The following is a 13,081-nucleotide window of genomic DNA, read 5'->3' as shown; positions in this document are numbered from 1 at the left end:
GCGTCGCTCACCCGCGCTCGTCCAGCCGGTAGACGCGGCGGGCATTGCCCGCCGCGACCATGGCCGCCACCCGTTCGGCATCCCGCCAGGACCAGGCGCCCTCGCCGACCCAGCCGCCCAGCACCCGGCCCAGCGCCTCCCGGAACACCAGGGCGCCCACCGCGTGCAGCTCTGGCAGCCGGCGCCCGCCGCTGGAGAAGAGCAGCTTGCCGAAGGGCGCCAGCTCCAACACCTCCGCCAGCACCCCCGCCGCCCGCGCGCCGCTCTGCCCGAGCGCCGCGCCCAGATCGGCGTGGACGTGCGGGAAGGCCGCCGCCAGCTGGGCGGCGTGCCGGTGGTACGGGTATCCGCCGAGCAGCACCAGCCGGGTGCCGAGTCCCGCGGTGGCCCGTACGAACTCCGTCAGCAGCGCCGGATCGGCCCGCTCCGGGCGCTGCCCCGGCTCCCCCGCACCCGCCCCGGTGTGCAGCTGGATCGGCAGCCCGGTCGCCACCGCGCTCCACAGCAGGTGCCGCAGGAGCACGGGGTCCCGTACGGCCCCGCCCTTGGGCCGCCGGGCCAGCCACCGGTCGGCCGCCCCCCGCACCTCCCCCGGACCGGGCGGCTCGGGGTCCCGCCCGAGCACCGCGGGGTACCCCGCGTCCGCACCGCAGGTGAAGGCCACGGCCGCCGCGGCGGCGTGGTGGACGGCCTCGGCGAGGTTGGCGAGGAAGGCGGGGACCGTGCCGGAGGTGTCGGCGACCTGCTCGGCCAGCAGCTCCAGCCGTACGACCTCGAAGGCGTCGGCGTCCCCCGCGAGCGCCAGCTCCTTGGGGGCGGTGAGGTCGCCGGGCACTCCCGTGTCGACCAGGTAGGCGGCGACGCCCGAGCCCCGCAGCAGCCTGCGCCCGGACTCGACCGCGCCCAGCTCGCGCCGCCGGGCCAGGTACCGGGCGGGGGCGCAGTGCGGCTCCAGCCCGAGCAGCGGCGGGCACCAGCGGCGCACCGCGAAACCGGTCTGGGTGTCGAAGAAGGTGGTCCCGGCGGCGGGCGGGCCGGCCGAGCAGATCAGCTGGGCCTCGAAGGTGCCGAGGCCCAGCTCCGTGCGGAGCACTCCGTGGCAGTACTGGTCCACCAGGGGCGGCGTTTCGATCATCCGGGCATCCCGTTGCGGACGTGAGGAAGGGGCTTCCACACGTCCTAACGGGTGAGCGGGGTGTGAGGTGTTGCTCGCGCTGTTGACCGAGCGGCCACCTCCGCGATCAGGCCGCCGGGTTCGCCGCCCCGCCGAGCTGGATGCCGGCCATCCGCGACCACTCGTACGGGCCGGTCTTGACACGCGCGGCGAACTCGCCGTCGAACTCCTCGTGGAGGGTCAGGCCGGCCTTCTCGGCGGCCAGCCGGGCCACCGAGTACGTCGGGGCCACCAGGTCGCCCCAGCCGCCGTCCGTGCCGACGAGGACGATCCGGGTGCCGGCCTGGCCGATGTGGGCGAGCTGGCCCTCGGCGCCGCCGTGGTGCTTGGCGAACGCGCCGATCTGCCGGGCCAGCTTCGCGGCCTTCCGGTCCTGCTTCTTGTCTGCGGTGTCCGCCGTGGTGTCTGCCATGGAGACCATGCTACCGGCGGGTAATGAACGGAGGAAGCGTCAGCGGAGGAAGGGATCCACGGCCACCGCCACGAACAGCAGCGACACGTACGTGATCGACCAGTGGAACAGGCGCATCTCCTTGAGCTTCGCGCCCGTCACGCCCGCCTTGGCCCGCGCGTGCAGCGCGTGCGCCTCCCACAGCCACCAGCCGCCGGCCGCCAGCGCGACCCCGGTGTAGAACCAGCCGGTGTACCCCAGCGGGGTCAGCAGAAGCGAGACCGCCACCATCACCCAGCTGTAGAGGACGATCTGGCGCGCCACGGCCCTGTTGCCCGCCACGACCGGCAGCATCGGCACGCCGACGCGCGCGTAGTCCTCCTTGACCTTCATGGACAGCGGCCAGTAGTGCGGCGGCGTCCAGAAGAAGATGACGAGGAAGAGGATGACGGCGGCCCAGGAGACCTCGTTCTTGACGGCGGACCAGCCGATGAGCACCGGCATGCAGCCCGCGATGCCGCCCCAGACGATGTTCTGCGCGGTGCGCCGCTTCAGCAGCATCGTGTAGACGACGACGTAGAAGAGGAGCGCCCCGAGGGCGAGCGCGGCCGACAGCCAGTTGACGAGCAGCCCGAAGAACAAGGTGGAGACCACCGCGAGCGTGATGCCGAAGGCCAGGCACTCGCGCGGGCTCACCATGCCGGTCACCAGCGGCCGCTGCGCGGTGCGGTCCATCAACGCGTCGATGTCGCGGTCGATGTACATGTTCAGCGCGTTGGCGCCGCCCGCGGACAAGTACCCGCCGAAGCAGGTCGCGAGGACCAGCCACAGCGACGGCACGCCCTGCTCGGCGAGGAACATCACCGGCACTGTGGTGATCAGCAGAAGTTCGATGATCCGCGGCTTGGTCAAAGCCACGAAAGCCATGACCCGGGCCCCGAACGGCCGGTGACCGGGGCTCGTCCCGAGCACCCCCGCTGGACGGGATTCGACGGCCGTCACGCACACCCCTGACAGAGAAACCAGCAAGCTCCGGACATAAAGGTCCGCTGAAGGCTCGCACGTACCACGCCACTCTAGACGTTGCACTTACGTCGCCCCGCGCGGGGGTCGCCTCGTGTTGGTCCGATCGGAGCCGCCGACGTCATGACGGACTGCGGGCACTCGAATAGCTGCACGCCGTCACGGGGGTAGGCTCGGAATCGCGCCGGTGCACCGTTCGTCACCGGGTAACAGACATGTGGAGAGGAGCCCTGACCCACGGTGAGCACCAAGCCGACGACCACAGAGCTCGACTGGACCGATCTCGACCAGCGGGCCGTCGACACCGCCCGCATCCTGGCCGCCGACGCCGTCCAGAAGGTGGGTAACGGCCACCCCGGTACGGCGATGAGCCTGGCCCCCGCCGCGTACACCCTCTTCCAGAAGGTGATGCGGCACGACCCGGCGGACCCCGAGTGGGTGGGCCGCGACCGTTTCGTGCTTTCCGCGGGGCACTCGTCCCTCACCCTTTACACCCAGCTCTACCTCGGCGGCTTCGGTCTGGAGCTCGCCGACCTCGAAGCCTTCCGCACCTGGGGCTCCAAGACCCCCGGCCACCCGGAGTACGGCCACACGGCCGGCGTCGAGACCACCACCGGCCCGCTGGGCCAGGGCGTCGCCAACGCGGTGGGCATGGCCATGGCCGCCCGCTACGAGCGCGGCCTGTTCGACCCGGAGGCCGCCCCGGGCACCTCCCCGTTCGACCACATGGTCTACGCGATCGCGGGCGACGGCTGCCTCCAGGAGGGCATCTCCCACGAGGCGTCCGCCCTGGCCGGCCACCAGAAGCTCGGCAACCTGGTGCTGCTGTGGGACGACAACCACATCTCCATCGAGGGCGACACCGAGACGGCCGTCTCGGAGGACACCCTGGCGCGCTACGAGGCGTACGGCTGGCACGTGCAGCGCGTCGCGCAGCAGCCGAACGGCGACCTCGACCCGAAGGCGCTGTTCGAGGCCCTGGCCGCGGCCAAGGCCGAGACCGGACGCCCGTCCTTCATCGCGATGCGCTCGATCATCGCCTGGCCGGCCCCGCACGCCCAGGGCACCGAGGCCTCGCACGGCTCGGCCCTCGGTGACGACGAGGTCGCCGCCACCAAGCGCGTCCTCGGCTTCGACCCGGAGAAGAGCTTCGACGTCTCCGCCGAGGTCCTCGCGCACACCCGCAAGGCGCTGGACCGCGGCCGCGAGGCCAAGGCCGCCTGGGAGAAGGACTTCTCCGCCTGGCGCACCGCCAACCCGGAGCGCGCCGCCGAGTTCGACCGCATCAACGCCAACGAGCTGCCCGCCGGCTGGGAGGACGAGCTCCCCGCCTTCGAGACCGGCAAGGGCGTCGCCACCCGCGCGGCCTCCGGCAAGGTGCTCGAAGCGCTCGGCGCGGTCATCCCTGAGCTGTGGGGCGGTTCGGCCGACCTGGCCGGCTCCAACAACACCACGATCGACAAGCACTCGTCCTTCCTCCCGAAGGGCAACCCGCTGCCGGAGGCCGACCCGTACGGTCGCACCCTCCACTTCGGCATCCGCGAGCACGCCATGGCCGCGACCATGAACGGCATCGCGCTGCACGGCCACACCCGCATCTACGGCGGCACCTTCCTGGTGTTCTCCGACTACATGCGCAACGCCGTCCGCCTGTCCGCGCTGATGCACGTGCCGGTGACGTACGTGTGGACGCACGACTCCATCGGCCTCGGCGAGGACGGCCCGACGCACCAGCCGATCGAGCACCTCGCCTCGCTGCGCGCCATCCCGGGCCTGAACGTGGTCCGCCCGGCCGACGCGAACGAGACCGTCATCGCCTGGCGCGAGATCCTGCGCCGCCACACCAAGGTGTTCGGCAAGGGCGCCCCGCACGGCCTGGCGCTGACCCGCCAGGGCGTGCCGACCTACGAGCGCAACGAGGACGCCGCCAAGGGCGGGTACGTGCTCTTCGAGGCGGAAGGGGGCGACGCCCAGGTCGTCCTGATCGGCACCGGCTCCGAGGTCCAGCTCGCCGTCGCCGCGCGCGAGGCGCTGCAGGCCGAGGGCATCCCGGCCCGCGTCGTCTCGATGCCGTCCGTCGAGTGGTTCGAGGAGCAGGACCAGGCGTACAAGGACAGCGTCCTGCCGCCGTCCGTCAAGGCGCGCGTCGCGGTCGAGGCCGGGGTCGGCCTGACCTGGCACCGCTACGTCGGCGACGCCGGCCGGATCGTCTCGCTGGAGCACTTCGGCGCCTCCGCCGACGCCAAGGTGCTCTTCCGCGAGTTCGGCTTCACCCCCGAGGCCGTGACCGCCGCCGCCAAGGAATCGATCACCGCCGCCGCGCGCTGACACCGGTACACGAACCAGTAGGAGATGCAATTCCCATGACAGACGCACTCAAGCGCCTCTCCGACGAGGGCGTGGCGATCTGGCTGGACGACCTGTCCCGCAAGCGCATCACGTCCGGCAACCTGGCCGAGCTCATCGACCAGTCGCACGTGGTCGGTGTCACCACCAACCCGTCGATCTTCCAGAAGGCGATCAGCAGCGGCGACGGCTACGAGCAGCAGCTCGCCGACCTCGCCGCCCGCAAGGTCACCGTCGACGAGGCCATCCGCATGATCACGACGGCGGACGTCCGCGACGCCGCCGACATCCTGCGCCCGGTCTACGACCGCACCGACGGCCAGGACGGCCGGGTCTCCATCGAGGTCGACCCGCGGCTGGCCCACGACACCACGGCGACGATCGCCGAGGCCAAGCAGCTCGCCTGGCTGGTGGACCGCCCGAACACGCTGATCAAGATCCCGGCGACCAAGGCCGGCCTGCCGGCGATCACCGAGGTCATCGGCAAGGGCATCAGCGTCAACGTCACGCTGATCTTCTCGCTGGAGCGCTACCGCGAGGTCATGGACGCGTACCTGGCGGGTCTGGAGAAGGCCAAGGCCTCGGGCCTGGACCTCTCCCTGATCCACTCGGTCGCCTCCTTCTTCGTGTCCCGCGTGGACAGCGAGATCGACAAGCGCCTGGACGCCGTCGGCACCGACGAGGCGAAGGCCCTGAAGGGCAAGGCGGCCCTCGCCAACGCCCGCCTGGCCTACGAGGCCTACGAAGAGGTGTTCTCCTCCGACCGGTGGAACGCCCTGGAGCGCGTCGGCGCCAACAAGCAGCGTGCGCTGTGGGCCTCGACCGGCGTCAAGGACCCGGCGTACAAGGACACCCTGTACGTGGTCGACCTGGTCGCCCCGAACACCGTCAACACCATGCCGGAGGCCACCCTGGAGGCCACCGCCGACCACGGTGAGATCACGGGTGACACCGTGCGCGCCACGTACGACCAGTCCCGCGCCGAGCTCGACGCGGTCGCGAAGCTGGGCATCTCGTACGACGATGTGGTGCAGCTGCTCGAAGACGAGGGCGTCGAGAAGTTCGAGGCGTCCTGGAACGACCTGCTGAAGTCCACCGAGGCGGAGCTTGAGCGCCTTGCCCCCACGGAGGCCTGAACACCTTGACTGTGAACGGAGCGAACCCGCTTCGTGACGCACAGGACCGGCGGCTCCCGCGCATCGCGGGGCCGTCCGGCCTGGTCATTTTCGGCGTTACGGGTGACCTGTCGCGCAAGAAGCTGATGCCCGCCATCTACGACCTGGCGAACCGGGGGCTGCTGCCGCCGGGCTTCTCGCTGATCGGCTTCGCCCGCCGTGAATGGGAGCACGAGGACTTCGCCCAGGAGGTGTACGAGGCCGTCAAGCAGCACTCACGCACCCCCTTCCGGGAGGAGGTCTGGCAGCAGCTGGTGCAGGGCTGCCGCTTCGTGCAGGGCGATTTCGACGACGACGCGGCGTTCGAGACCCTGAAGTCCACGATCGACGACCTGGACAAGGCGCAGGGCACGGGGGGCAACTTCGCCTTCTACCTGTCCGTGCCGCCGAAGTTCTTCCCCAAGGTGGTCCAGCAGCTCAAGAACCACGGGCTGGCGCAGAAGGAGGGCTCCTGGCGGCGCGCCGTCATCGAGAAGCCCTTCGGGCACGACCTGAAGAGCGCCGAGGAGCTCAACAAGGTCGTCCACGAGGTCTTCCCGCGGGACGAGGTCTTCCGGATCGACCACTACCTCGGCAAGGAGACCGTCCAGAACATCCTGGCGCTCCGCTTCGCCAACACGATGTTCGAGCCGATCTGGAACCGGTCGTACGTCGACCACGTGCAGATCACCATGGCCGAGGACATCGGCATCGGCGGCCGTGCCGGGTACTACGACGGCATCGGCGCGGCGCGCGACGTCATCCAGAACCACCTGCTGCAGCTGCTCGCGCTGACCGCGATGGAGGAGCCCGGCTCCTTCCACCCGAAGGCGCTGGTGGCGGAGAAGCTCAAGGTCCTCACGGCCGTCGAGCTTCCCGAGGACCTGGGCAAGCACACCGTGCGCGGCCAGTACTCGGCGGCGTGGCAGGGTGGCGAGAAGGTCGTCGGGTACCTCGAAGAGGACGGCATCGACCCCAAGTCGAAGACCGACACCTACGCGGCCATCCGCCTGGAGATCAACAACCGCCGCTGGGCGGGCGTCCCGTTCTACCTGCGGACCGGCAAGCGCCTGGGCCGCCGGGTGACCGAGATCGCGGTCGTCTTCAAGCGGGCCCCGTACCTGCCGTTCGAGTCGGGTGCGACCGAGGAGCTGGGGCAGAACGCCCTGGTCATCCGGGTCCAGCCGGACGAGGGCGTGACGGTGCGCTTCGGCTCCAAGGTTCCGGGCACCTCCATGGAGGTCCGGGACGTGACGATGGACTTCGCGTACGGCGAGTCCTTCACGGAGTCGAGCCCCGAGGCGTACGAGCGGCTGATCCTCGACGTCCTGCTGGGTGACGCGAACCTCTTCCCGCGCCACCAGGAGGTCGAGCTGTCCTGGAACATCCTCGACCCGATCGAGGAGTACTGGGACAAGCACGGCAAGCCCGCGCAGTACCCGGCGGGAACCTGGGGGCCGGTCGAGGCGGACGAGATGCTCGCACGAGACGGACGGAGCTGGCGCCGGCCATGAAGATCGACCTCACGGAGACCACCTCCAGCAAGATCAACGCCGCGTTGGTGCAGGCGCGCCGGGACATCGGCACGCCGGCCATCGGCATGGTCCTCACGCTGGTGATCGTGACCGACGAAGAGAACGCGTACGACGCGCTCAAGTCGGCGAACGACGCGTCCCACGAACACCCCTCGCGGATCGTCGTCGTCATCAAGCGGGTCAGCCGCTCGCCGCGCAGCCGCCGCGACGCCCGTCTCGACGCGGAAGTCCGCGTCGGGGCGGACGCCGGCACCGGTGAGACGGTGGTGCTCCGCCTCCACGGTGAACTGGTCGACCACGCCCAGTCAGTGGTTCTCCCGCTCCTCCTGCCGGACGCGCCCGTCGTGGTCTGGTGGCCGGACGGTGCCCCGTCGGACCTGGCGGGCGATCCGCTGGGTGCGCTCGGGCAGCGCCGGATCTCGGACACGTACGCCTGCGAGAACCCCCAGCAGGCGCTCGGGCAGCGGGCCGCGGCCTACGCCCCGGGTGACACGGACCTGTCCTGGACCCGGATCACGCCGTGGCGTTCGATGCTGGCCGCCGCGCTGGACCAGCAGGCCGTCAAGGTCGCCTCGGTGGTCGTCGAGGGCGAGGACGAGAACCCGAGCTGCGAGCTGCTGGCCATGTGGCTGGCGGACCGCCTGCAGGTGCCCGTCCGGCGTACGGCCTCGGCGGGTCCCGGCCTGACCTCGGTCCGGCTGGAGACCAAGGACGGCGACATCGTCCTGGACCGGGCGGACGGCGCGCTGGCGACGCTGTGCATGCCGGGGCAGCCCGACCGTGCCGTGGCGCTCAAGCGCCGGGACACGGCCGAGCTCCTGGCGGAGGAGCTGCGCCGGCTCGACCCGGACAACACGTACGAGGCCGCGCTGAAGTTCGGCGTGGCCAAGCTGGCCGCGGCGGCGCCTGCGGCCCCCGCAGCGGGCAAGGCCGAGGCCGCACCGGCCGAGGACGGGGCCCCGGCCGCGAAGCCGGCGGCGAAGCCCGCGAAGAAGGCCTCGGCCAAGTAGGCAGTGGCCGCTGCGCGGGGCGGGGTCCCTCCCCGCCCCGCGCAGCGCCATCCGCACCCACGATCGACAAGGCGGCAGCAATGGGAATGACGACTCCCCAGGTCGTCGTCCACCGGGACAAGGAGCTGATGGCCCAGGCCGCAGCGGCCCGGCTCATCACCAAGATCGTCGACGCGCAAGCCGCCCGCGGCAGCGCCTCCGTCGTCCTCACGGGCGGCCGCAACGGCAACGGCCTCCTCGCCGCGCTGGCCGCGGCCCCGGCCCGGGACGCCGTCGACTGGTCTCGGCTCGACCTCTGGTGGGGCGACGAGCGCTACGTCCCCGCCGACGACCCCGAGCGCAACCACACCCAGGCCCGTGAGGCCCTCCTGGACTCCGTTCCGGTCGACCCGGCGCGCGTGCACGCGATGCCCGCCTCCGACGGGCCGTACGGGGTGGACGTGGACGCGGCGGCCGCCGCGTACGCGGCCGAGCTGGCGAAGGCCGCAGGGCCGGAGGACCACGGGCCGGTCCCCACCTTCGACGTCCTGATGCTGGGCGTCGGCCCGGACACCCACATCGCCTCGCTCTTCCCCGAGCACCCCGCCTCCCGCGAGACCGACCGCACGGTGGTCGGGGTGCACGGCGCGCCCAAGCCGCCGCCCACCCGGATCTCCCTGACCCTCCCGGCCATCCGGGCGGCCCGCGAGGTCTGGCTGCTGGCGGCGGGCGAGGACAAGGCCGGGGCGGTGGCCATCGCCCTGGGCGGTGCGGGCGCCGTGCAGGCCCCCGCCGCGCAGGCGTACGGCCGCTCCCGCACCCTGTGGCTGCTGGACCGCACGGCCGCGGCGAAGCTCCCGGCGGGCCTGTACCCGTCGCCCGCCTCCTGACCCGGCCCCGTACGGCAGAAGGGCCCGCCCCCACAACGGGAGCGGGCCCTTCTGCCCGTCCGTGATCCGTCCGGCTCAGCCGCGGCCGCGCAGCTCCCGGTAGACGGCCACGAGGGCCTTCGACGAGGCGTCCAGCCCCGGCACCTGCGCGCCGTCCGTCAGCGCCGGCTCGACCCGCTTCGCCAGGACCTTTCCGAGCTCCACGCCCCACTGGTCGAAGGAGTCGATGTTCCACACCGCGCCCTGGACGAACACCTTGTGCTCGTACAGCGCGATGAGCTGGCCCAGCACCGCCGGGGTGAGGTCCTGCGCCAGGATCGTCGTGGTCGGGTGGTTCCCCTTGAAGGTCTTGTGCGGGACCAGGGGCTCGGCCACGCCCTCCGCACGGACCTCCTCCGCCGTCTTGCCGAAGGCCAGCGCCTGCGTCTGCGCGAAGAAGTTCGCCATCAGCAGGTCGTGCTGGCCCGCGAGGGTCGGCGGCAGCTCGCCGATCGGCCGGGCGAAGCCGATGAAGTCCGCCGGGATCACCTTCGTGCCCTGGTGGATCAACTGGTAGTACGCGTGCTGCCCGTTGGTGCCGGGCGTGCCCCACACGACGGGGCCGGTCTGCCAGTCCACCGGATTGCCGTCCCGGTCCACGGACTTGCCGTTGGACTCCATGTCCAGCTGCTGGAGGTACGCGGTGAAGCGGGAGAGGTAGTGGCTGTACGGCAGGACCGCGTGCGACTGCGCGTCGAAGAACGCCCCGTACCAGATCCCCAACAGGCCCATCAGGAGCGGCGCGTTCTGCTCCGGCGGGGCCGTGCGGAAGTGCTCGTCCACCGTCCGGAAGCCGCCCAGCATCTCCCGGAAGGCGTCCGGCCCGATCGCGATCATCAGCGAGAGCCCGATCGCGGAGTCGAAGGAGTAGCGCCCGCCGACCCAGTCCCAGAACCCGAACATGTTGGCCGGATCGATGCCGAACGCGGTGACCTTCTCCTCGTTGGTCGACAGCGCCACGAAGTGCCGCGCCACGGCCGCCGTGTCACCGCCCAGACCCGCCAGCAGCCACTCCCGCGCCGACTCCGCGTTGGTGATGGTCTCGATGGTGGTGAAGGTCTTGGAGGCGATGATGAAAAGCGTCTGGGCCGGGTCCAGGTCCCGTACGGCCTCGTGCAGGTCGGCGCCGTCCACGTTGGACACGAACCGCACGGTCAGCGCGCGGTCGGTGAAGGCGCGCAGCGCCTCGTAGGCCATCGCCGGGCCCAGGTCGGAGCCGCCGATGCCGATGTTGACCACGTTCTTGATGCGCTTGCCGGTGAAGCCGGTCCACTCCCCCGACCGGACCTGGCCGGAGAAGGCCGCCATCTTGTCGAGGACGGCGTGCACCGCGGGGACGACGTTCTCGCCGTCCACCTCGACCACCGCACCCTCGGGCGCGCGCAGGGCGGTGTGCAGGACCGCCCGGTCCTCCGTCGTGTTGATCTTCTCGCCGCGGAACATCGCCTCGCGAAGCTCGGCCACGCCCGTCGCCGCCGCCAGCTCGCGCAGCAGTTCCAGCGTCTGGTCGGTGACCAGGTGCTTCGAGTAGTCGATGTACAGGTCCCCGACCCGCAGCGTGTAACCCGTTCCCCGGTTCGGATCCGCCGCGAACAGGTCGCGCAGGTGCGTCTGCCCCAGCTCTTCGCGGTGCTTGCCGAGTGCCATCCACTCGGGCGTCCGGTTGAGCCTCATCCGGCCGTCTGCGTTCATCTCGGACATCAACCCGTTTCTTCCGTCCTGTCGTGCCCCGCCGATCACCAACTTAAGGGATCAAAGGGGGGTGTGCCGGACAGCGCCTTCGGCGCGGGGGTACGCAGAGGGCCCGGCCCGCTGGAGAAGACTCCTGCGGGCCGGGCCCGGTGTCACACCGTCACTCGTGCGTCTGTCAGATCTCGCCGCGGAGCTTGGCGAGCGCCTCGGCGAGGATCGCCTCGCCGTCGGCGTCCGACCGCCGCTCCCGGACGTACGCCAGGTGCGTCTTGTAGGGCTCGGTGCGCGGCGGCGCGGGCGGGTTGTCCCGGTCCTGGCCGGCCGGGAACCCGCAGCGCGGGCAGTCCCAGGTGTCCGGCACCTGCGCGTCGCTGGCGAAGCTCGGCTGCGTCTCGTGCCCGTTCGAGCACCAGAAGGAGATGCGCAGGCGGGGCGCGGACTCGCCGCGCTCGGCCTCACCCATCGGCCCCGCTCCGACCCGACTGCCACGGATCGCGTTGCCACTTGCCACGGTCGTAACTCCCTGCGTGATGGTGCCGCGAAGCGTGAGTGGATTCCGCTGCGGGCGCCCCAGTCTACGTAAGGCCCAACGCACGTCCATCACATGGAGTTACTCACTCCAGGCCGTGGACGCCGTCCTCATGATAGGCGGGGTGGAGCCGACCGGACCGGCACAATGGCCAGAACCGTCGGCTTCGCTACTTCAGCAGAATCCCGAGCGCCATGATGCAGGCGAACCAGAGCAGACCCACCACGACGGTGATCCGGTCCAGGTTGCGCTCCGCCACCGAGGAGCCGCCGACGGACGACTGCATGCCGCCGCCGAACATGTCGGAAAGGCCGCCGCCCTTGCCCTTGTGCATCAGCACGAGCAGCATCAGCAGGGCGCTGAAGACGATCAGGGCGATCGAGAACCCCATAATCACGGCTGATTCCTACTTTCTGGCTTTTCTGGCTGTCCGGCTCTGCTTGACGTGCGCGGGGGCCAGTGGCTGTCGGTTCAGCCTCCTGGCCCCCGCAAGGGTACGACGGATCCGCCCTACCGCATACTCGCTGCGACGGTCACGCAGCTCACTGGTCGCGGAAGCGGACGATCTTCACGAATTCGTCCGCGTCCAGCGCCGCGCCGCCGATCAGGGCGCCGTCGACGTCGGGCTGGGCCATGATCGCCGCGATGTTGCCGGACTTCACGGAGCCGCCGTACTGGATGCGGACCTTGTCGGCCAGCTCCTGGGAGTAGAGCTCGGCGAGGCGGGTGCGGATCGCCCCGCAGACCTCCTGCGCGTCCTCGGGGGTGGCGACCTCGCCGGTCCCGATGGCCCAGACCGGCTCGTACGCGATCACGATGGACTCGACCTGCTCGGCCGGGACGTCCTTGAGGCCGCCGTCGACCTGGGCGAGGGTGTGCGGGACCTGCTGTCCGGCCTTGCGGACGTCCAGGCCCTCGCCGACGCACAGGATCGGGGTGATCCCGTGCCGGTAGGCGGCCTTGACCTTGGCGTTGCAGAGCTCGTCGCTCTCGCCGTGGTACTGGCGGCGCTCGCTGTGGCCGACGGCCACGTACGTGCACTTCAGCTTCGCGAGCATCGAGCCGGAGACCTCGCCGGTGTAGGCACCGGAGTCGTGCGCCGAGATGTCCTGGGCGCCGTACTTGATCTTCAGCTTGTCGCCGTCGACCAGGGTCTGGACCGAGCGCAGGTCGACGAAGGGCGGCAGGACCGCGACCTCGACGGCGTCGTAGTCCTTGTCGGCGAGCGCGAAGGCGAGCTTCTGGACGTGCGCGATGGCCTCAAGGTGGTTGAGGTTCATCTTCCAGTTGCCCGCCATCAGCGGGGTACGCGTGGTCAT

Annotated in this window: 12 protein-coding genes; 5 read left to right on the top strand and 7 right to left on the bottom strand. The window is 71.0% G+C overall.

Annotated features, from left to right (window positions below; genetic code table 11):
- Positions 1-7: 7 nt before the first annotated feature.
- The 3 genes from ACIBAD_RS28575 to ACIBAD_RS28565 all read right to left on the bottom strand — a co-directional run bounded on the left by ACIBAD_RS28575 (position 8) and on the right by ACIBAD_RS28565 (position 2,573).
- Positions 8-1,135, bottom strand: a complete 1,128-nt coding sequence (locus ACIBAD_RS28575; protein WP_398909422.1) for an amidohydrolase family protein — start codon at positions 1,133-1,135, stop codon at positions 8-10.
- Positions 1,136-1,241: 106 nt separating this feature from the next.
- Positions 1,242-1,586, bottom strand: coding sequence for a hypothetical protein (locus tag ACIBAD_RS28570; protein ID WP_134074943.1), 345 nt, complete (start codon positions 1,584-1,586; stop codon positions 1,242-1,244).
- Between the two features lie 39 nt (positions 1,587-1,625).
- On the bottom strand, positions 1,626-2,573 hold the full coding sequence (locus ACIBAD_RS28565; RefSeq protein WP_166682185.1) for a heme o synthase: 948 nt from the start codon (positions 2,571-2,573) through the stop codon (positions 1,626-1,628).
- 255 nt (positions 2,574-2,828) lie between these two features.
- Between ACIBAD_RS28565 and tkt the strand changes: the two genes are divergently transcribed.
- From tkt to pgl, 5 genes are all read left to right on the top strand, one after another.
- Positions 2,829-4,916: a transketolase gene (gene tkt, locus ACIBAD_RS28560; RefSeq protein ID WP_134074945.1), complete on the top strand. Its 2,088-nt coding sequence runs from the start codon at positions 2,829-2,831 to the stop codon at positions 4,914-4,916.
- A gap of 35 nt (positions 4,917-4,951) precedes the next feature.
- Entirely contained in the window at positions 4,952-6,070 is a 1,119-nt protein-coding gene (tal, locus tag ACIBAD_RS28555; RefSeq protein WP_134074946.1) for a transaldolase, read from the top strand.
- Positions 6,071-6,075: 5 nt separating this feature from the next.
- Positions 6,076-7,602: a glucose-6-phosphate dehydrogenase gene (gene zwf, locus ACIBAD_RS28550; RefSeq protein ID WP_398909421.1), complete on the top strand. Its 1,527-nt coding sequence runs from the start codon at positions 6,076-6,078 to the stop codon at positions 7,600-7,602.
- Positions 7,599-8,633 (top strand): glucose-6-phosphate dehydrogenase assembly protein OpcA, encoded by a 1,035-nt coding sequence (opcA, locus tag ACIBAD_RS28545; RefSeq protein WP_134074947.1) that lies wholly within the window; start codon positions 7,599-7,601, stop codon positions 8,631-8,633. The genes zwf and opcA overlap by 4 nt, the downstream gene beginning before the upstream one ends.
- Before the next feature lie 86 nt (positions 8,634-8,719).
- Positions 8,720-9,502, top strand: a complete 783-nt coding sequence (pgl, locus tag ACIBAD_RS28540) for a 6-phosphogluconolactonase (protein ID WP_134075768.1) — start codon at positions 8,720-8,722, stop codon at positions 9,500-9,502.
- Positions 9,503-9,577: 75 nt separating this feature from the next.
- Here pgl and pgi read toward each other — a convergent pair whose 3' ends face one another.
- From pgi to tpiA, 4 genes are all read right to left on the bottom strand, one after another.
- The gene (gene pgi, locus ACIBAD_RS28535; RefSeq protein WP_134075770.1) at positions 9,578-11,233 is read right to left on the bottom strand and encodes a glucose-6-phosphate isomerase; all 1,656 of its coding nucleotides are present in this window, start codon (positions 11,231-11,233) and stop codon (positions 9,578-9,580) included.
- 175 nt (positions 11,234-11,408) lie between these two features.
- On the bottom strand, positions 11,409-11,744 hold the full coding sequence (locus tag ACIBAD_RS28530; RefSeq protein WP_010352468.1) for an RNA polymerase-binding protein RbpA: 336 nt from the start codon (positions 11,742-11,744) through the stop codon (positions 11,409-11,411).
- A 187-nt stretch (positions 11,745-11,931) separates the two neighbouring features.
- Positions 11,932-12,159, bottom strand: coding sequence for a preprotein translocase subunit SecG (gene secG / locus ACIBAD_RS28525; protein WP_078622294.1), 228 nt, complete (start codon positions 12,157-12,159; stop codon positions 11,932-11,934).
- A 145-nt stretch (positions 12,160-12,304) separates the two neighbouring features.
- The gene (gene tpiA / locus ACIBAD_RS28520; protein ID WP_134074948.1) at positions 12,305-13,081 is read right to left on the bottom strand and encodes a triose-phosphate isomerase; all 777 of its coding nucleotides are present in this window, start codon (positions 13,079-13,081) and stop codon (positions 12,305-12,307) included.

Origin of the sequence: Streptomyces sp. NPDC051109, from assembly GCF_044455885.1 — a bacterium.
Taxonomy (GTDB): Bacteria; Actinomycetota; Actinomycetes; order Streptomycetales; family Streptomycetaceae; genus Streptomyces.
Note: the sequence above shows the minus strand (reverse complement) of the source record. Positions and strands in the feature narration are given on the sequence as shown.